13 protein-coding genes and 1 pseudogene are annotated in these 20,005 nt (G+C 72.8%); 8 read left to right on the plus strand and 6 right to left on the minus strand.

The annotated features are described in order from the left end of the window. Positions 1 to 55: 55 nt before the first annotated feature. The 5 genes and pseudogenes from HCJ94_RS15995 to HCJ94_RS16010 all read left to right on the plus strand — a co-directional run bounded on the left by HCJ94_RS15995 (position 56) and on the right by HCJ94_RS16010 (position 4,428). Positions 56 to 551, plus strand: a pseudogene (locus HCJ94_RS15995) (glutathione peroxidase). A 104-nt stretch (positions 552 to 655) separates the two neighbouring features. Next, complete coding sequence (locus HCJ94_RS16000; protein ID WP_255481055.1) at positions 656 to 1,381, plus strand: NADPH-dependent F420 reductase; 726 nt, start codon at positions 656 to 658, stop codon at positions 1,379 to 1,381. Positions 1,382 to 1,499: 118 nt separating this feature from the next. Then, positions 1,500 to 2,351, plus strand: a complete 852-nt coding sequence (locus tag HCJ94_RS16005; protein WP_168001822.1) for a DUF4397 domain-containing protein — start codon at positions 1,500 to 1,502, stop codon at positions 2,349 to 2,351. Continuing rightward, the gene (locus HCJ94_RS30225; RefSeq protein WP_309227303.1) at positions 2,348 to 2,992 is read left to right on the plus strand and encodes a class F sortase; all 645 of its coding nucleotides are present in this window, start codon (positions 2,348 to 2,350) and stop codon (positions 2,990 to 2,992) included. The genes HCJ94_RS16005 and HCJ94_RS30225 overlap by 4 nt, the downstream gene beginning before the upstream one ends. Positions 2,993 to 3,009: 17 nt before the next feature. Continuing rightward, the gene (locus tag HCJ94_RS16010) at positions 3,010 to 4,428 is read left to right on the plus strand and encodes an exo-beta-N-acetylmuramidase NamZ domain-containing protein (RefSeq protein WP_373684320.1); all 1,419 of its coding nucleotides are present in this window, start codon (positions 3,010 to 3,012) and stop codon (positions 4,426 to 4,428) included. Positions 4,429 to 4,476: 48 nt separating this feature from the next. Here HCJ94_RS16010 and proC read toward each other — a convergent pair whose 3' ends face one another. The 3 genes from proC to HCJ94_RS16025 all read right to left on the minus strand — a co-directional run bounded on the left by proC (position 4,477) and on the right by HCJ94_RS16025 (position 7,092). Continuing rightward, positions 4,477 to 5,295: a pyrroline-5-carboxylate reductase gene (gene proC / locus HCJ94_RS16015; RefSeq protein ID WP_168001824.1), complete on the minus strand. Its 819-nt coding sequence runs from the start codon at positions 5,293 to 5,295 to the stop codon at positions 4,477 to 4,479. A gap of 71 nt (positions 5,296 to 5,366) precedes the next feature. Continuing rightward, complete coding sequence (locus HCJ94_RS16020; protein ID WP_168001825.1) at positions 5,367 to 6,395, minus strand: 6-phosphofructokinase; 1,029 nt, start codon at positions 6,393 to 6,395, stop codon at positions 5,367 to 5,369. Between the two features lie 190 nt (positions 6,396 to 6,585). Further along, on the minus strand, positions 6,586 to 7,092 hold the full coding sequence (locus HCJ94_RS16025; protein ID WP_168001826.1) for a polyadenylate-specific 3'-exoribonuclease AS: 507 nt from the start codon (positions 7,090 to 7,092) through the stop codon (positions 6,586 to 6,588). A gap of 273 nt (positions 7,093 to 7,365) precedes the next feature. Between HCJ94_RS16025 and HCJ94_RS16030 the strand changes: the two genes are divergently transcribed. Next, positions 7,366 to 8,058, plus strand: coding sequence for a Crp/Fnr family transcriptional regulator (locus HCJ94_RS16030; protein WP_155331056.1), 693 nt, complete (start codon positions 7,366 to 7,368; stop codon positions 8,056 to 8,058). 21 nt (positions 8,059 to 8,079) lie between these two features. Here the strand turns inward: HCJ94_RS16030 and HCJ94_RS16035 are convergent, their stop codons facing one another. From HCJ94_RS16035 to HCJ94_RS16045, 3 genes are all read right to left on the minus strand, one after another. Then, positions 8,080 to 8,793: a lysophospholipid acyltransferase family protein gene (locus HCJ94_RS16035; protein ID WP_168001827.1), complete on the minus strand. Its 714-nt coding sequence runs from the start codon at positions 8,791 to 8,793 to the stop codon at positions 8,080 to 8,082. Between the two features lie 418 nt (positions 8,794 to 9,211). Next, on the minus strand, positions 9,212 to 9,430 hold the full coding sequence (locus HCJ94_RS16040) for a hypothetical protein (RefSeq protein WP_168001828.1): 219 nt from the start codon (positions 9,428 to 9,430) through the stop codon (positions 9,212 to 9,214). Beyond that, the gene (locus tag HCJ94_RS16045) at positions 9,424 to 16,806 is read right to left on the minus strand and encodes a LamG-like jellyroll fold domain-containing protein (RefSeq protein ID WP_168001829.1); all 7,383 of its coding nucleotides are present in this window, start codon (positions 16,804 to 16,806) and stop codon (positions 9,424 to 9,426) included. The genes HCJ94_RS16040 and HCJ94_RS16045 overlap by 7 nt, the downstream gene beginning before the upstream one ends. Positions 16,807 to 17,353: 547 nt before the next feature. Between HCJ94_RS16045 and HCJ94_RS16050 the strand changes: the two genes are divergently transcribed. Both HCJ94_RS16050 and HCJ94_RS16055 read left to right on the plus strand, forming a co-directional pair. Further along, positions 17,354 to 18,721 (plus strand): serine hydrolase domain-containing protein, encoded by a 1,368-nt coding sequence (locus HCJ94_RS16050; RefSeq protein ID WP_240944258.1) that lies wholly within the window; start codon positions 17,354 to 17,356, stop codon positions 18,719 to 18,721. A gap of 308 nt (positions 18,722 to 19,029) precedes the next feature. After that, entirely contained in the window at positions 19,030 to 19,842 is an 813-nt protein-coding gene (locus tag HCJ94_RS16055) for a DUF308 domain-containing protein (protein WP_168001831.1), read from the plus strand. Positions 19,843 to 20,005 lie beyond the last annotated feature (163 nt).

A 20,005-nucleotide genomic window follows, 5' to 3' on the forward strand; every position in this document is an offset into this window, starting at 1 on the left:
AGGAGCGAAGCCGGCCGCGGCGCCGGTCGCCTCGACCCGCGTAGCCTCGCCCCCCATGACCGCCTTCGACACCCCGATCGACACGCTCACCGGCGGGCCCGCCGACCTCGCCCGATACCGCGGTCGCGCACTGCTGGTGGTCAACGTCGCGTCCCGCTGCGGCCTCACCCCGCAGTACGCCGGCCTCCGGGCGCTGCACGACGAGTACGCCGACCGGGGGCTTCGCGGTGCTCGGCGTGCCGTGCAACCAGTTCGCCGGCCAGGAGCCCGGCAGCGCCGAGGAGATCAGCGACTTCTGCCAGGTGAACTACGGCGTCACGTTCCCGCTCACCGAGAAGGTGGAGGTGAACGGCCCGCACCGGCACCCGCTCTACGCGGCCCTGGTGGACGCTCCCGACGCCGAGGGTCACACCGGTGACGTGCGGTGGACCTTCGAGAAGTTCCTGGTGGCACCGGACGGCACGGTCGCTGCCCGGTTCGCGCCGACCGTCGAGCCCGGCTCGCCCGAGCTGCGCGCCGCCATCGAGAAGGTCCTTCCGCCGACCGCCTGACCGGCGCCGCCGCGGGCCGGCCGCCCGTGACCGGCCCCGGCGTCACGGCCTTGGCCGCCGCCAACCGGCCGAGTCCCCGGTGTCGTGAGGCGACGGGCGATACGTTGGGCAGCAGGCGGGCGGCGCGGTGCGGGCCGGGCGAACGGAGGGTCGAGATGACGACGGTCGGGCTGATCGGTAGCGGGCACATCGGGAGCACGGTCGCCCGGCTGGCGGTGGCCGCCGGCTATGACGTCGTCCTCAGCAACCGGCGCGGACCGGACACGCTCGCGGACCTGGTCGACGAGCTGGGTCCCCGGGCCCGTGCCGCGACACCGCCCGAGGCGGCGGCCGACGGCGACCTCGTGGTCGTCACGATCCCGCTGAAGGCGTACCGGGACGTGCCCGTCGACCCCCTCGCCGGCAAGCTCGTGATCGACACCAACAACTACTACCCCGACCGCGACGGCCGCTTCCCCGAGCTGGATGCCGGCTCGACCACCAGCAGCGAACTGCTCCAGCGGCACCTGTCCCGGTCCCGGGTGGTCAAGGCGTTCAACAACATCTTCTTCAAGCACCTGCTCGCCCTGGCCCGCCCGGCCGGCAGCGCGGACCGCAGCGCGCTGCCGGTCGCCGGCGACGACCCGAGCGCCAAGGCGGAGGCCGCCGCCTTCCTCGACCGGCTCGGGTACGACACGGTCGACGCCGGGACGCTCGCCGACAGCTGGCGCTACCAGCCGGACACCCCGGCGTACGGGGTCATCTACTCGGCCGACCCGCAGGACTGGGAACGGGAGTCCCCGGCCGACGCGGACAGCGTGCGCTCGGCCCTCGCCGCGGCCAGCCGCTGACCCGCACGGAGGAGCGCCGACCAGGGCGGTCCGGAGTGGACGGCGTGTCGGAGGTTGCGCCGTAGTCCCGTTCACGGGACTCTGGTGACCGGCGCCCGTCCACGCCCCCGGAGGCCACATGCGTCCGCTTTGCTCCGCGTCCCGCCGGCTGCCCGTCACCGCCGCCGCGCTCCTGCTCGCGGCCTGCGGTGTCGCGGTGGTCGCCAACCCGGTCCAGGCCGCCCCGGTGGGCTACGTCCGGCTCGCGCACCTCTCCCCCGACACCCCGGCCGTCGACGTCTACCTCGCCGCTCCCGGCCAGAAGAAGCCCCAGGTCTTCCCCGGCGTCGGCTACGGGGTGGTCTCCACCTACCTGCCGTTGCCCGCCGGCCGCTACGCGGTCGCCATGCGCGAGGCGGGCGCCCCCGCCGACGAGCCGCCGGTGCTGACCACCGAGGTGGCGGTGAGCGGCGGCGCGGCGTACACGGTCGCCGGAGTCGGCCGGCACGCGGACCTCGGGCTACGGGTGCTCGACGACGACCTGAGCGCCCCCGAGCCGGGCCACGCCAAGGTCCGCGTCGTGCAGGCGTCGGTGCGGGCCCCGGTGCTCGACGTGGCGGCGGCCGACGGCCGGCCCATCGCCACCGGCGTCCGCTTCGCCACCACCACGGACTATCAGCAGGTCGAGCCGGGGCGGCTGCGGCTGCGCCTCAGCAGTGCCGGCGGTCCGACGACCGACGCCGAGGTCACGCTGACCGGCGGGGCCGTCTACTCGCTGCTCGTGCTGGACGCGAAGCAGGGTGGGCTCACCACCGAGCTGCGGCAGGACGCCGCGGGCGGGGCCGTCGTCGTCCCCACGGGCGGTGTCGACGCCGGCGCCGGCGGCAGCGCCGGGCTACCCGCGTACCCCCTGGTCGCCGGCGGCGTCGCGGCGGCCGCGCTGACCGCGGGCCTGGTGCTGATCGGCCGCCGGCGGCGCGGCACCTGGTGACCGGCCGGCCCGGCTTCACGATCCGGCGGCACCGCACACGCGGGACGCCGGCCACCGCGCTCGTCGCGGCCGGCGCGGCGCTCTGCCTGACGGCGGGGACGGGGGTCGGGCTGGCCACCACCACCTCGCCGCCGCCGACCGCGGGCTGGCGGGCGGGCTGCACCACCGACTGCCCCGGGGCCACCGCGCGGCCCGCGCGGCTGCCGGCCCCGACCCGGGTACGCGTGCCGCGCATCGCGGTCGACTCGCCCCTCGAGGTGCTGGGGGTGGACGCGGCCGGCGCCCTGGCCCCGCCGGCCGACTTCGCGAGGGCCGGCTGGTACGGCGCCGGCCCGGCCCCCGGCGACCCGGGTCCGGCCGTGATCGCCGGCCACCTGGACTCCCGCGCCGGACCGGCCGTCTTCGCCCGCCTCGGCGAGCTGCGGCGGGGCGACCGGGTAGAGGTGTGGCGCGGCGACCGGGTGGTGTCGTTCCGGGTCACCGGCGCGGTACGGGTGCCCAAGGACCGCTTCCCCACCACCGCCGTGTACGGCCCGACGCCCGGCCCCGAACTGCGGCTGGTGACCTGCGGCGGCGACTTCGACCGGCGGTCCCGCCACTACCGGGACAACGTGGTGGTGTTCGCCGCCGTCGAGCTGTAGCTGACCTCCGCACCGGGATCACCGTCTACGACGCGTACGGCGCCTCGCAGGCCACGTGGGAGAGCATGTTCGCCCAGGCCGATGTGGACACCGTCGTCTTCGACATCCAGGACGTGGGCGCCCGGTTCTACACGTACATCTGGACGATGTACACGTCGATGCTGGCCGCCGCGCGGGTGGGCAAGCGGTACGTCGTGCTGGACCGGCCGAACCCGATCGGCGGCCGGGCGTACGGGCCGATGATGACGCCCGCCTACAGCTCGGGCGTGGGCCTGCGGGAGATCGTCCAGCAGCACGGGATGACCGTGGGCGAGCTGGCCCGGCTCTTCACCACGGAGTTCCTGCCCGCCGCCGGCCGGTCGGTCGACCTGCACGTCGTCCGGTGTCGGCACTGGAAGCGCGACCGGCTCGCCGCCGACACCGACCTGCCGTGGGTGATGCCCAGCCCGAACATGCCCACATCGGACACCGCGCTGGTCTACCCCGGCACCGGCCTGTTCGAGGGCGTCGCGTCCATCACCGAGGGCCGCGGCACCTGCCGGCCGTTCGAGCTGATCGGCCGAGGTGGACGACGTGGTCGGCGCGTGGGCCGACGAGCTGGCCGAGTTCGACCGGCGCCGGGCGCCGTACCTGCTCTACTGACTGTCCAGTCGATCAGGCGCGGGCGCGAACCCATCCAAGCGGATAACCGGATTCCGGCTCGCGTCCGCGTCCGGCTCGCTACTCTCGGCTGCGGGCCCCACACGGACATCCGCGGTGCACGTCATGCCGATAGGAGCGCCATGCCCGCCACGTCACGACCCCCCGTCCTCCACCTCGTCGTCTCCGGCACCGAGCCGGTCGCCGAACTCGAACCCTTCATCACCGCCTGCCAGCAGCTCGGCTGGGAGGTCCACCTCATCGCCGACCCGGACGCGGCCGACACGATGGACCTGGACGCCCTCGCCGACCTCACCCACCACCCGGCCCACGCGGACGACCAGGTGCCGGCGGCACTGCCGGAGGCCGAGGCGTACGCGGTCGCGCCGGCCAGCTTCGACCTGGTCAACCGGTGGGCGTACGGCTTCAACGACAACCTGGCCCTGCGGCTGCTCAACGAGGCCACCTCGGTCGGCCTGCCGCTCCTCGTCGTGCCGGTACCGGACCCGGCGCTCGCCCGGCACCCCGCGTTCCTCGAGAACCTCGAGCGGATGCGGCACTGGGGCGTCGTCGTGACCGGGGCCGCCGAGGCCGGCGACCCGACGCCGTGGCGGGCCGCGGTGCAGGTGGTCGCCGAGTGGACCCGGTTCGCCCGGGTGCCGGCGCGGCTGGCCGCGCTGCCCGCGGAGGTGTCCGCGCAGCCGCCGGAGTTGCCCACGCAGCCGCTCGGCGTGCCGGTGCGGCCGCTCGGCGAACAGTCGCGCGGCGCCGACGAGCTGGCGCTGCAGTCCGGCTGAGCTCGGCACCCGCCACCGGCACCCCGGGCCGGCTCCCGCCGGGCCGGGTCAGTCGGCCTGCGCCGCCAGCTCGCGAGCGCGGTCGCGGGCGGCCTCCAGCGCGGCCAGCAGCGCCGCCCGGACGCCGTGCTTCTCCAGCTCACGGACGGCGGAGATGGTGGTGCCGGCCGGCGAGGTGACCGCCTCGCGCAGCTTCACCGGGTGCTCGCCGGAGTCGCGCAGCATGACCGCCGACCCGATCGCCGTCTGCACGATCAGCTCGTGCGCGACCTGCCGGGGCAGGCCGAGCAGGATGCCCGCGTCGATCATCGCCTCGACCAGCAGGTAGAAGTACGCCGGGCCGGAGCCGGACAGCGCGGTCACCGCGTCCTGCTGCGACTCGGGGACGCGGAGGGTGGCGCCGAGGGGCTTGAACATCTCCTCCGCGAGGGCGAGGTGCGTGCCGGTGGCGTGCGCCCCGGCGGAGATGGCGGTCATCGCCTCGTCGACCAGGGCGGGGGTGTTGGTCATCACCCGCACCACCGGGGTGCCCTCGGGCAGCCGGCGGCTGAAGAAGGTGGTCGGCAGGCCGGCGCAGAGCGAGATGACCAGCTTGTCGGCCGGCACCTTGGGCCCGATCTCCTCCAGCAGCGCGCCGGCGTCCTGCGGCTTGACCGAGATCGCGAGCACCTCGGCCTCGTCCACCGCGGTCAGGTTGTCGACCACCCGGACGCCGTAGCGGGCGGCGAGCTCCTCCGCCCGGGCCGGCCGCCGGGCGGTGGCCAGCAGGCGGTCCACCGGCCAGCCCGAGCGCAACAGCCCGGACAGCATCAGCTCGCCGATCTTGCCGGCCCCGATGACCGCCACCGTGTGCACCGAACCCGCCATCGGGCCGTACCCCTCTCGCCGTGAAGCCGGCGCGCGGCGGACCGGGGCCCGCCGCGACGCCGTGGGATCGATCAGCTGCCGAAGAAGACCTCGGCCTCGGCGTACCGCTCCAGCGGCACCGTCTTCAGCTCCCGGGTGGCCTCGGCCAGCGGGACGCGGACGATGTCCGTGCTCTGCATGGCGACCATCTTGCCCCAGTCGCCCTCGTGGGCCGCGTCGATGGCGTGCAGGCCGAGCCGGGTGGCGAGCACCCGGTCGAACGCGGTCGGGGTGCCGCCGCGCTGGATGTGGCCGAGCACGACGGTGCGGGCCTCCTTGCCGGTCTTGGCCTCCAGCTGCTCGGCCAGCCACTGGCCGATGCCGCCGAGGCGGACGTGGCCGAAGGCGTCCAGCTCCTGGTTGTGCAGGACCATCTGGCCCTCGAGCGGGTGGGCGCCTTCGGCGACCACGACGATCGGGGCGTACTGGTGCTGGAACCGCTTCTCGACGTAGCCGGCGACCTGGTCGACGTCGAACTGCCGCTCCGGCAGCAGGATCACGTTGGCGCCACCGGCGAGGCCGGCGTGCAGGGCGATCCAGCCGGCGTGCCGGCCCATCACCTCGACGACCAGGGTGCGGTGGTGGCTCTCGGCGGTGGTGTGCAGCCGGTCGATCGCCTCCATGGCGATGTTGACCGCGGTGTCGAAGCCGAAGGTGTAGTCGGTGGCGCCGAGGTCGTTGTCGATGGTCTTCGGCACGCCGACGACGTGGACGCCCAGCTCGTGCAGCTTGGTCGCCACGCCGAGGGTGTCCTCACCGCCGATCGCGATGAGCGCGTCCACGCCCTGGGCGGCGAGGTTCTCCTTGATCCGCTCGACCCCGTTCTCGATCTTGAACGGGTTGGTGCGGGACGAGCCCAGGATGGTGCCGCCGCGCGGCAGGATCCCGCGGACCTCCGCGATGCCCAGGGGACGGGACAGGCCCTCCAGCGGGCCCTTCCAGCCGTCCCGGAAACCCACGAACTCGTGGCCGTAGTTGGTGACGCCCTTGCGGACCACCGCCCGGATCACCGCGTTGAGACCTGGGCAGTCGCCGCCGCCGGTGAGCACGCCGATACGCATGATCTGCTCATCCTCCTGGAGCATTGGGGTAAAGCCCGGTAAGCCCCAGGATAGGTGTCAGAACAGACCATCGGCGCCATTGCCGGCCCGGGGCGGGCCGTCAGTGCGCACTGTAGTCCGCGCCGGTGCACGCCGACACCGCGACCTGGTTACCGTCCAGTAGCCGACCTCGGGCTTTCCGGTCGCCCGGTCAGCGCCCGCCCGGCCCGGTCATCGCCCGCCACCGCAACAGGTTGTGCCGCGCGTCGACCAGCGCGTCGTGCCGGGCCGCCTCGGCCTCCGGCAGCGGCGGGCGGCCCCGGTCGTCCCAGAGCTGGCGCAGCTCCTTGGTGAACCGGGGGATCTCCCGCGGCAGCGCGGTCATCGGGCCCCAGAGCTGCGCGAGAGCCACGTGGTCGTACGCCGCGTACCAGGCCCAGAGCTCGATCAGCTCGCCCGGGCGGTCCCGGACCGGCTCCAGGAGGAAGTCCAGCAGGTCGGCGCGGATCCGCTCCCGGGACCGCCAGGCGCGGTCGGCGGGCGACGGCAGCTTGTCGAGCACGTTGCGGCGTACCCACGGCACGGCCCGGGAGTCGTCGAACTCGGTGGAGACGGCGTAGAACTCGCGGCCGTACTCGTCGACGACGCCGATCGACACGAGGTCGACGATGCGGCCGTCCTCGATGAATTCGCAGTCGTAGAAGTAGCGGTAGACCATCACCGTCATCCTCGCGTACGCCCCCACCGCGACGCCGGGCGGGTGCCGGCGACTCGGCCACCGGCACGTTCGGGCAGGTCACGGTGGGGATGAGGGACGGCGTCGAGCACGCCTCTAACGTCACGGAGATGAATTGAGGGGTGTACAGCAAGCGACCGGACCGTCATGATCTGATGTGTACCGCTACCGGAGGTGTCGGAGCACCTGGGCGGGGGGCCCGTCAGGTTCGCCCGGTGAGCGAGTTGTGGTCCTTGACCGGGGAGGGGTTGGGCCGTGGAGGTGCGCCTTCCGGAGCCGGGTGACGCGCTCACGGGTGTCGAGATGTTCGCCGGCCTCGAGCCGGAGGTCCGGCAGCGGGTGATCGCGGCGGCGGTTCCGCGCACGTACCGCAAGGGTCAGCTGCTCTTCGTGGAGAACGACCCCGGCGAGTCGCTGATCGTGCTGCGGCGCGGCGCGGTCGCGGTCTTCCGCACCGCGCCGACCGGCGAGCGGGCCGTGCTGTCGGTGATCCGGCCGCCGGACGTGCTGGGCGAGGTCTCCCTGCTCGACGCCTCCACCCGCTCCGCGTCCGCCGAGGCCATCGAGGACTGCTCGGCCCTCGCGCTGTCCCGCGGGGCGTTCATGGAGCTGGTCCACTCCAACCCGCGCATCCTCGACGCGGTGATGCGTTCCCTCGGCGCCCTGATCCGCCGCCTGACCGAGCAGAACGCCGACCACGTCTTCCTCGACCTGCCCGGTCGGGTCGCCAAGACGCTGGTCCGCCTGGCCGGCGAGAGCCAGGCGCCGATGATCACCATCGAGCTCAACCAGAGCCAGCTCGCCGAGATGGCCGGCGGCTCCCGGCAGAGCGTCAACCAGGCGATCGGCTCGTTCGCCAGCCGGGGCTGGCTGCGCACCGAGGGCCGCCGGATCGTGGTCACCGACGTGGCGTCGCTGCGCCGCCGCGCCGGCATGAGCGAACGCTGAGCCGTCCGGCGCGCGTGGTCGTCAGGCCGCGATCGGCTCGCGGGGCTGCGGTGCGGGCGGCGGGGGCACGGACTTCGCCTTCTGGGCGTACATGTCGACGTACTCGCGGCCGGACAGCTCCATCAGCTCGTACATGATCTCGTCGGTGACCGCGCGCTCGACGAACCGGTCCCCCGCCATGCCGGCGTAGCGGGAGAAGTCCAGCGGCGGGCCGAAGCGGATGCGCACCCGCTGCACCTTGGGGATGATCTTGCCGGGCGGCTGGATCTCGTCGAGGTTGAGCATCACCACCGGCACCACCGGGGCGCCGCTCTCCAGCGCGAGCCGGGCCACGCCGGTCTTGCCCCGGTAGAGCCGCCCGTCCGGCGAGCGGGTGCCCTCCGGGTAGATGCCGGCGACCCCACCGGCCCGCAGCACCTTGAGCTGGGTCTCCAGCGCCGCCCGGGCCGCCCGGCCGCCGGAGCGGTCCACCGGGATGGTGCCGGTGCCGACGAAGAACATCTTGGTCAGCCACCCCTTGATGCCCTTGCCGGTGAAGTACTCCGCCTTGGCGACGAAGGTGACCTTCCTCGGCACGATCAGCGGCGTGAAGATCGAGTCGGAGAAGGAGAGGTGGTTGCTGGCGAGGATCACCGGGCCGGTCCCGGGTACGTGGTGCAGGCCCTCCACCTGCGGGCGGAAGATCAGCTTCAGCAGCGGCCCGAGGATGACGTACTTCAGCAGCCAGTACAGCACCGGCGTCCTTTCCCGTGGGGGTCCCCGCGACAGCGCCCGGGAGCGCTGCCGTCGCCGACGAGCCTACGGAGCACCGGCCCTCCCCCACAACGGACGACCGATCAACTTTCCCGTCACGCGACCGGCCCGACAGCCCGCTACCGGCCCGACAGCCCGCGCCTTGTGGGCGGCGCGGGCGGTGTTGACGGCGAGGCGGGCGCCCTTGACCGCCGCTTCCGGCACCGACCACGGCCGCCGCCGCACCCGCGAAAGCCCAGGCGGCTTCCTTCCAGTTGCCGGTGGCGGCGTACGACACGGCCGACACCACGCCGGCGATCGTGCCGATCGGGCCGGGGATCCGTCCACGGACACGGCCGTGAGGCCGGACGCCGGCCCGGCCTCACGAGCAGTTTCCACATCCGTTTGGCGCGGAACGCCGTCAGGCGTCCGGCCGCTCCGGCCCCGGCGAACGCCGCCGTCGTTGAATCACCACGGCGAGGTCACGCAGGAAGAGGACGAGAAGCCCGGCGCTGACCGGCACCGCGATCCAGGCACGCCAACCTCCCTCGGTCACGATGTCGGGCAACAGGACCGCAGTGAAGAGGAGCATGAGTCCCAACACCCACAGCCGCCGCCCCGGGTCACCTGACTTCACCATCGCCATCTCCGCCTGTAGGGGATCTGCCCGCAGGAGCTACGTGACATGCCTCGGGTCCACTCGTCCAGCCTGCGGCACATCCCGTTCCAGGGCTTTGCCAACCAGTCGTGGCTGCGGTCGCGCCAGAAGCGTCCCGCAGTCTTGAGATTGTCCCAGTCGCCGCCGATGCTGGCCTGCCAGAGGGCTCCACCCACCTTAGGCGACGCGCGCCTGGCACAGTTCTTCCAGTTTGACCGGCAGTTTTTCCAGCTGCGCTTGGTGAACCGCTTCTTTGCCTTCCACGCCGCCTTGCCGAACCGGTAGGTGAACCGGCCCGCCTTCCAAGCCGGGCCACCGGGGATGACCCAGGCCGCCAGGGCGATGTGCGAGTGGAGTGCCTCGCGGTAGCTGCCGGACGGGCGGCACGAGGAGCTGAAGAGCCATTTCCAGGTCCGGCAGCTACGCCCGTCCAGGTCCACGGCGTTGATCGGGTCACCGCAGACGTACTCGTACGCGTTGCAGCTGCCTCCGGGCACCGGGTCGGTCGTGGTGAACCGCCCGAGGGCCGGGAGGTAGAGCCGGACACCCATGAGGATGGCGCTGCCGAGTCCCTCACCCGACCTCTGTTTGCCACCCAACCAGCCGTACCGCAGGTCCGCCTGACCGACGGAGGGGTTGCCGAACTCGTCGTAGTCGAACAACTCCGGCTCGGTCAGGGCGGGGTCGATGATGGCGGCGATGTCCCCGTGCAGATTGGTCAGCTGGAGGGATACGCCGCCGCTCGCCGCCGTCGTCGCCACCAGGTCGCCGTCCGGTCCGGAGACGTTGCGAGTCAGTTCGCCCGACGCCGCGTCCTCCACAATCCACCGGGGCTCGTCCGAGTCGTCCCCGTAGTGGTTGACCGTGGACCTCGGGCTGGTCCAGACGCCGTCGACGAGCACCTCGGTGGTGTGGCCGCGGAAACGGTGGGCCGGGTCCAGCGTCCACGTGCGCCGGGTGTCCCCGAACTCCTGGGCCCGCACCAGGTTGTTGACGTGGTACGTGGTGGCGAGATCTCCGGCGATGGTCGTCGTACGTCCGAACTCGTCGTACACGTAGCCGGAATCGGTCAGCCGATCCGCACTGTCGAAGGAGTGCGTCACCTGCTCCGTCGTCGCCGTCTCCTGGCACTCACCGCCGGCGCCCGGGCCGTGGGTCCAGCGGTCGGTGCGGTTGGCACGACCGTCGTAGGCGTACCGGCGGGTGATGCAGCCGTCGGTGATCGCGCTGTCGTGCTGCGTACGGACGAGGCGTCCGAGCCGGTCGTACCCGTAGACCTTGCTACCTCCGGTATAGGTGTGGTTCACCCACTGGCTGGCGCTGTTCTCGACGACCGACTCGGAGAAGATGACCGTACCGTCCGAGTCCCGCGTGTAGGTCCGCTCGACCGGCTGCAGGTTGGCGTCCAGGCGGTCCCTGCGGGTCAGTCCCCCCGGGTAGGTGAGTTCGGTGAGCTGTCCGTCCGGGGAGTACTTCGCCGAGAAGGTACCGGCGACGCTGTCCGTGACGCTTGTGAGCAGACCTCTCGGCTCGGCAGCACGGTCGTAGACGTACGTCGAGTGACCGGTCGGGTCCGACGTCTTCACCGTCTTGCCGAAGCGGTCGTACTCGGTGGTCGTCCGGGCACCGTCCGCGTCGGTGTAGGCGGCGACCCGTCCCAGACTGTCGTGCTCACGGACGATCTCCGCACCGCCCATGCTGGTCCGGGTCACGACCCCGGAAGCCGGATCGTAGGTCGTCGTGGTCGCCTCGATCGGGACACCGAGGTCGGAGGTGATCTCCGCGTGGATCACCCGGTTGGCGGCGTCGTACCGCGTGGTTAAGGTCCGCGTCTTCCCACCCGCCGTCTCGGCGACAACCGCCTCTTTGCCGGAGCGGTTGTAGGACACCACATGCCGGACCGGGAGGTCGTCCGTCATCCGCGCCGGATCGTGCCCGGTGACGGCGCCCGCAGCCCGGGTGAGGCAGACCAGACCAGCCCACTCGGGGCGGTTGCCGCACGCGGATCCGTTCGGGTTGGCGCCGGCGGTGTAGTAGAGGGTCTCGGTGGCCCGTGCGTCGGAGCCCGACGAGCCGATCCCCACCGACTTCAGAGCTCGACCCGCCGCGTCGAAGACGGTGCCGGAACTCAGGTTCTGGCCGCCCGAGCCGGCATCCATCGTCTCCTTGGTCGGCTTCTTCAGCGTCCAGCCGGAAACGCCGCCGTACTCGGCGTCGTAGCCCTTGCGGGTGGTCCGGGTGTCGGCGTCGGGGTAGCCGACCACCTGCACGCCCTTCGTCTCGGTGGTCACCAGGTGGTACGTGGCGCCGTCCGGCTTGCCCTCGTCGTACTTGTTGACCGTGTGAGCCCGGCCGATGACGGTGGCGCCCGCGGGGATGGCCTCCAGAGGCCCGGTGCCGTCCGGGTCGGCGACCGGGTTCTCCACCGCCGTCGTCAACGTCGGGCCGAGGGTGTCCAGCAGGTCCACGCCGTCCGAGCTGTAGGTGTTGACGGTGGAGAGCGCTAGCGCGCGGGTCGCCGTGTCGGAGCCGGCCAGGCCCAGCTCGGCCAGGTAGGCGTCGGCGCCGGGCAGGGTGCCCAGAGCCAGCGCCCGGTCGGTGGCCTCCAGGGTCCGGACGACGTTGCCGAACCGGTCATACTCCTGCGTGTCGATGTGGCCGCCCGGGGTGGCGGTGTTGACCTCCTTGCCGCCAGCGGAGAGGTAGTGGACGGTGGCGTACTTGTAGCCGTTGGTGCCCGGCGTGGCCGGCGTGGCGCTGCTGCGGCCTGGGTCGTCCTCCGGCCCGAACACGGCGGTCGCGTCGGTGGGCAGGTCGACCTGGCCCCAGGTGGAGATGGCGGCGGAGTCGAGGTTGTACGGGCCGCCGGTGCCCTGGGTGAGCGGCACGTTGTAGACGACGGTGGTGGCGATCTCGCCGTCGGTGGTGGTCTTCGAGCCCTGCTGGAGGGCGGCCCGGCGCACCTTGAGCAGTTTGCCGGCGTTCTCGTCCCCGGCCAGGTCGGCGACCTGGGCGTCGGTGAGGGCCTTGCCGTAGATGCGGACGTCGTCGATGCCGCCGTGCCAGATGTTCGCTGCGGCGCCGGCCCACTTGGCCCGGCCCACCACGTACCCGCCGGTGGCATTCCAGCCGCCGACGGCGGCGGTGGTCGTCTGGAGGACGCCGTCGACGTAGAGCTTCATCCGGCCGCTGGCGGTGTCGTAGACGCCGGTCAGGTGGGTCCACTTCCCGAGCACCGGCGCGGTGTTCGAGGTGGCCCGGACCGGGGTGGCGCTGTCACTGTCGGAGGTGACCCGGGAGAACGCGAACCGGTCGTCGGCGGCGACGTAGTTGAGGAAGAAGCCGCTGGTCCGCGACCCGTCCTTGGACACGGCGGTCCGGTTGACGGACTTGTCGGTCAGCCGCACCCAGGCCGAGACGGTGTAGGAGGAGGTGTTGGACAGCGCCGTGCCGGCCGCGCTGATCTGCTGGCCGGTGCCGCCGGTGAACCCGGCGGCCCGGTCTGCCGGGTTGTCCGGGTCGTTGCCCTGCGCCCAGTACACCCCGGAGGCCATCGTGCCGGTGCGGCCCCCGCCGGAGGAGTCGGCGACGCTCGTGCCGGAGCCGGCGTCGAGGTCCCAGCGCAGGGCGGAGGAGTCGACGTCGGGGTTGCCATAGTCGAAGTGCCAGGGGAGTTGGCCGGCCGGGGTCACCTTGGTGACCCGCCCGCCCGCGTACTCGTAGCTGGTCTTCAGCTCGGGGCTGACCCGCGGGTCCCACACCTCGCGGACCTGGCCCAGGTTGTCGTACGCGTACCGGGTGATCTGGGTGGCGGTCATCGCGGAGGTGTCCGGGTCCCACGCCCACAGCTTCACGCCGGAGACGCGGTCGGTGAAGTCACCGAACACGGTCTGGCTCAGCCCCGAGGTCGTCGACGTGGCGTACTCGTACTCCAGCACCTCGCAGCCGCGGGCCGGAGTAGCCGCGGTGCAGTCGCCGACGCCCGGCTCGACGGGGTTGATGACCTTCTTCAGCAGCAGCCGGCTGCCGGTGGTGTCGTAGACGTAGCGGGACGTGCTGTCGGACTCGGCCGTCCAGGACGAGGTGGCCGCCCACACGCCGCCCTGCAGGGTGAACTCGGTGATCGTGCCGTCCACCTCGGCAAGCCGGTACGCAGTGCTACCGACCTTGCTCAACGCCATCCCCTCGGCGCCCGGTTCCGGGGCGAAGGTGGTGCCGTCGGAGTTCTTGGCGAAGGTGATCCAGCCACCGTCCATGGTGTTGACGCGGGCCAGCGACGGCTCTGGCAGCGTGACCGTGGTGTAGTCGACGCCCGCCGCGCCGCCGGTGGCACCGCTGGTCCAGGCCGGGCCGAACGGCGCGACGATCTCGGTGACGGAGAGGTTGTCCCAGTAGACCTTGCGGCCGGAGCCGCCCTGCATGCCGTTGTAGAGCCGGAAGAACGCCTCGGTGGCCCCGGCCGGCACGGTCATGTCGACCGAGAGTTCCTGCCAGCCGTCGGTGTAGGCGGCCATCTGGGAGGCGACCTCGCTGTAGCTGGTACCCACCTTGTGGAAACCGACGATCCGCAGGCCACGCTCGGTATGCGCGGGCACCAGTCCGGTAGCGGCCGGCACGTAGATCCAGCCGGTCATCCGGTACGTCTTGCCCGGGCTCATGGAGAGCCGCAGCCCGCCGTTGTCCCCGCCGACCGCGACGTAGGTGTCGTTGCTGGTCGTGGTGACCGGGGTGATCTCCAGTGAGTCGGCCGGCGTCGTCTCGCCCTGGCCCCGGGCGGTGGAGCGCAGCGCGGACGACGTGGCCGGGACGGTGAAGCCGGTCAGGTCGATGGAGACCTGCTGCTGGTTGGCGGTGAGCCGCTCCGCCATCGGCTGATAGCCGTCAGCCGGGTCGCGGGAGGTGGCCGACCGGGAGACCGACAGGCCCAGCTCGTCGGCGTCCGTGGCGGAGAGCGCATACTCACCGGTGAGCAGGTTGACCGAGCCGGGGCCGACCTCGTCGCCGGCGGCGCCGTCGCCGCTGGAGTCGACGGTCACCCGGACCCACGGGATGGTGTACGCAGGTGTGGTGCCGGTGGCGGTGTAGAGGTGCGCGCGTACCTCGACGACGCCGCCGACCAGGCCGAGGGTGTCGGTGGCGTTCCAGATCGCGTACCCGCCCAGGGACGAGAGCGCGACCGGGCTGTTGGCGGTGGCGGTGATCGGGGCGCCGGTGGCGGAGGTCAGGTTCGCCGAGGGCACCGGCAGGGTCGCTCCACCGGGGCCGCGCCGGTACTCGAAGTAGGTCCGGGTGTATCCGGTGACCGGGGTGGTGATGCGCAGCTTGGTGCGCTTGACGATGGTCGCGCCGGGCAGCGGCTCGGCCAGGGCGGCGTTGCCGGCGTCGAAGATGTACAGGTTGGGGCTGGACAGGTTGCCGGCCGAGTCCTTGGCCTGGACGGTCAGGGTGCGGTGGCCGTCGCGGGGCGCGAGCGTCACCGACTTCGCGCCGGTGGCGGCCACGGTCGTCGCCGTTGCGTCGTAGTCGAACTTGTAGACGAAAGCCGCGAGGTCGGTGGTGCCGTTGGCGGGGGTGAAGGTGAACGTGTCGGGCTGGCTGGCGCCACCGTGCGGCTGCCCGTCGTTGAGGTAGATCGTCGCCGAGACGAACGGCACGCCGGGCTTGTCGGTGTCGACGGTCAGCGGTGTCCACGCCGTCCAGGCGCCGTAGTTCCACGGATCCTTGGCCCGGACCTGCCACTCGTACTGGGTGCCGTTGACCAGGTCGACCGGCACCTGCCAGGAGGCGGTCGAGCCGTTGGTCCAGGCGGGGCTGCCGGAGCGCAGGCCGGACGAGCTGACCACCGCCTGCGTGGCCTTGTTGCGCACCACGAACTCGGCCTGGAGCGTCTGGCCGGCGTTCGCGTCGGCGAGCTTCGCCGACAGGGTGGGCCGCAGCGACGCGGTCCGCGCGCCGGAGCCGCACGCGGTGTAGCAGGGGGCGACGGCGAGCGCGGTCGGCGCCGACGGCGCGCTGTTGTAGGTGATGGTCACCACCGGCGGGTGGGTGCCCTCGGCGGAGTCGAACCGCTTCCAGCCGGACGTCGAGGTCTCCGAGGTGGCGCGCAGCATGACGCTGGCGCTGGTCAAATTGTTGTCCGCGCTGTGCTGGAGCGCGCCGCCGACCTCGACGTAGACGTAGCCGTCGCCGCAGGAGGAGTTGTAGCCGCGGGTCTCGGTCGAGGTGCCGACCTTCGCCCGGGCGGTGGGCTGGTTGGTCCAGCGGACCGAGGAGTCGACGTAGTCGGTGCGCCAGGCCTCCCAGGACGCGGCGGTGCACGACCACGAGTGGTAGTTCCACAGCCGCAGCTTGGCGGTGATGATCCGGCTGCCGCCGAAGCCGGTGGTGTTGAACCGCAGGTACGACCGCGCGTAGAAGGTCCCGCCGTCGTTGGAGTAGCCGAGCTTCAGGTCGCTGGACCCGGACTGGTCGCTGGAGTAGCTGTTCTGCACGAACGCGTCGAACGACGGTGACAGCGACGTCGGCGGGTCGATGGTCACCGGGAAGGTCAGGTCGGGCCGGGCGAGGAACGTCGCGTCCGGGGTCAGCTCCATGAGCGTCCGGCCACCGGCGGCCACCGTACGCAGCGCGACCGGGGCGTGGTTGACGTGGTCTCCGGAGAGCGGCGAGACCTTCGCGTCCCACATGAGCGGCGTCTGCGCCCGGCCGACCTGCCGGCCGCGGGAGTTCTTGAAGACCAGGCCGCCCATGCCGTCGCGGGCCGTGGTGAGCTTGCCGGTCCGCAGCGGCAGGCTCAGCTTGCGCACCTGGGCGAGGCCCGCCCGGTCCTTGACCACGACGTGCTGCTCGTAGCCGGTGGCGTGGGCGCGGAAGACCAGGTCGACGCCCGGCCGCACGTCCGGGTACGTGACGGTCCGGCCGTTCAGGACGGGCTCGGGCAGCGGACCGGGCCAGGCGACCACCGCGCGTTCGGAGCCGGTGCCGACCGAGGCCACCTCGTGCTCCCCGGCGCCGGGCGCGGCGCCGGCGAAGGTGAGGCCACGCGGGTGCGCCTTCGGCGCCACGACACCGTCGGCCCGCCGCTGGAGGGTGAGATCGACGGGCACCCAGCTGTCGCCCTGCCGGACCCGGACCGGGGCCAGGGCCTGCTCCTCGGTCAGGGTGCCGTCCGCGTTGGCGAAGACCTGGGTCGTCTCGGACCGCCGGTTCGCCACCTCGACCCGCGCGCCGCAGAGCCGGGCGGCCACCGCCGCGGACACCTCGTCGGGGCGGTCGTCGGGGCAGGCCGGCTTCGGCTGCGGCGCCGGCTTCGGCGCGGCCACGGCCGGCCGCTCGACGCGGGCCGGAACGTCTGACATGGTCGCTGCCAGGACGACGGCCAGCAGCAACGCCACTCGCCGCGCCCAGCGGGCGAACGCCCCGCGCGCCAACGAGACGAAAACACCGATACGTAGATGCTCTTCCACGGCAGCCCCCGTATTTCCGCAACCGAAAAGTCGGCGCAGCATAGGAACGTCCGTCGTCGGCGATCAATGTCTTGACAGGCAGGTCGGCGAGCCGTAGAACCGGTGGTCCTTTGCGGACACCTACCGCCAAGATGGACCCGTCGCACCGAGCCGGATGAGTCGGACTCTTCCGGCTGCTGGCCGTCACCGAGCGCCGCCGGCGGACCGGCCATGGTCGGGGCCGGCTCCGCCGCCCGATGCGGCCACCTGCGGCTCGGCCCCGCCGGACGACGACGGCGCACCGCCCCTGGTGACGATCGGTGACCCGGCCCGGCCGGGACGCCGCGCCAACCCCGGACCACATCGGCCTTTACCTATGACGTAAGTCACAGTCGCCGTCGATGTCCGCGGCTGGCCGGCGGGCTGGATTCGGTCGGCCGCGCCTGCCATGATGCGCCGCATGTCCCTGCACCGTCGTACCGTGCTCGGCACCGGTCTCGCGGTCGCCGCCGCCACCGTCGCCGGCTGCCGCGAGGTGGCCCGGTCGGCCACCGCCGGCCCGTCCGCCGCGCCCACCGCGAGCCGGGGAGCGAGCGCGTCGGCCGCGCCCAGCCGGTCGGCGGCGGCACGAATCGCCGAGCCGGACGCCACCGGGACCAGCGGGGCGACGGTCCGCGGCGGCGCCAACGCGGCCGGCCGGCTGGTCATCACGCTCAACCGCCATCTCTCGCCGACCCGTGCCAACCCGCAGCATCCGGCGTACGCGGGCGCGGTCGCGCTGTGCCTGGTCAACGGGGCCATGGTGGCGCGGGCGGTGGTCGGCAAGGCGCTGCGCTACGACGCCGGGCCGGTCCTGCTGCCCGCGTCGAAGCAGGTGACGATGCGGCACGACTCGATCTTCGACCTCGCCTCGATCACCAAGGTCTACACCTCGATCCTGGCGTTGCAGCAGGTCGACAAGGGACGGATCGACCTGTCCGCGCGGGTGGTGGACTACCTGCCCGGCTTCACCGGCACCGGCAAGGACAAGGTCACCGTCGCCATGCTGCTGTCCCACACCAGCGGCCTGCCGGTCGGGGCGAAGGTCGCGGGCCTGCCCGACGACGCGGCCCGCCGGGCGGCCGTCCTGGCCACCCCCCTGGTGAGCGGGGCGGTGCCCGGCACGGTGTTCCGGTACTCCAGCGTCGGGCTGATGGTGCTCGCGTTCCTCGTCGAGAAGGTCACCGGCCAGCGGTTCGACCAGGCGCTCAAGACCGGGCTGACCGGCCCGCTCGGCCTGCGGTTCACGGGCTTCAACCCGAAGACCTGGCTCAGCGCCGCCGACCAGGCCGCCCGACTCGTCGCCACCGACGCGCGCTCGTCGCGGGGGCTGCTCCGGGGCGTGGTGCACGACGACGTCGCCAACCACATGGGCGGGATCGCCGGCCACGCCGGCATCTTCAGCACCCCCGCCGAGGTGGCCGTCATCGGTCAGCTGCTGCTGAACGGCGGTGCCTACCAGGGCGTCCGGATCCTCTCCGAGGAGATCACCCGGCAGATGCTCACCAACGTGAACGCCGGCCTGCCGGCCGTCGACCCGGAGCGGCCCACCCGCACCGCCGCGCACGGCCTCGGCGTCGTGCTCGACCAGCCGTGGTTCATGGGCCGGCTGAGCGGTCCGCGCACCTTCGGGCACACCGGCTTCACCGGCACCTCCCTCGTGGTCGACCCGGACCGGCGGATGGTCCTGGTCCTGCTGACCAACCGCGCCCACCCGAACTGGAGCTGGGCGAACCCGGACCCGGTCCGGGTCGACATCGCCGACATCGTCGCGGCGATCCCCCGCTGAGGCCGGCCCGGCGCCGGCGGCACCGGGTCGCCGCGCCGGCCCCGCGTCGTTGGCGCACGGACGGCCGGGCCACGGCGAGGGCGCGGTCCGCGCATGACCCCGGCCGGGTCACGCGGCAGAGGGCGCGGTCTACGCACAAACGGACAAACGTCCCGGCCCGCCACCAGCGGAGCGACCCCTGGCGGGCAAGACGCGACACAACGCACTCCCGGAACCGGGTGCCGACGTGTCACGATTCATGGCACGGCGTGGGGACGCCGAGGGGGCTCAGGTGGCGCGCCACGGGCGCGCGTTGAGGAGGTTGTCCGGTGTCAGCGGGTGGCGCCCGCCGGGGGCGGCGGGACAACGGGCTCGACGCGACCGAGTACGCGGTCGCGGGCGACGTCGACCCCCGGGTCGGCGAACACCTGCTGGACGTGCTGGCGGCCGGGGGTATCGCCGCGTACCTGCAACCCTCCGCCGACCTCAACCCGGTCACGCGCACCACCACCGTCCCGTCCCGGCCGGTCGACCGCCTGTACGTGGACCGCTCGCACCTGACGACCGCCCGCGACTACCTGACCCAGCTCGCCGACGAGGGCGCCGCCGAACGCGCGCGCGACGACGAGCCCGACATCGACGCCGAGTGGGCCCGCATCGTCGCCGGTTTCCACGCCACCGCCCCCGGCGGTGACAACCCGTGGCCCGCCGCCGAGGACATCGACGACACCCGCCCGGGCCGGGCCGGTGCCGACGGTCCGACCGTCACCGAGGCCCGGCCGCTGCCGTACGCGGCCGACATCTCCGGCGTGACCGTCGGGCGGGGCCGGGACGACGCGCCGTCGCTGCTGGACGGGCTGGACACGTTCGGGGCGGACCTCCCCGACGACGAGGACGAGGACCGGTACACCCCGCCCCCGCCCCCACCACTGCCCCGGATCTCCAAGTACGCCGCGATCGGCACGCTGGCCATCGTGGTCGGGTTCGTATTGTTCCTGTTCCCCTCGGTGTTCCCGGCCGACCCGTCCGTGGTCACGCTGCTCGGCTTCACCGGCATCCTGGCGGGCTTCGTCACGCTGGTCTGGCGGCTGCGCCCGGGCGACCGCGACGAGCACGACCCGGACGACGGCGCCGTCGTCTGACCGCCCGGCGCGGGCGGATCGCGTCGACCACCGTCACTGCGCCCGCATCCCGGGACGGCCGCCGCCCCGCCAGTCGTGTAACAGTGGTGTAACTTACGGTCAGTAGGAATACCGCTGTCCGTCAAGTCCCCCCTCCGCTGACTGCCGGTCGTTCCTCCCCCTT

It is taken from the genome of Micromonospora thermarum (genome assembly GCF_012034245.1).
Classification (GTDB): domain Bacteria; phylum Actinomycetota; class Actinomycetes; order Mycobacteriales; family Micromonosporaceae; genus Micromonospora; species Micromonospora thermarum.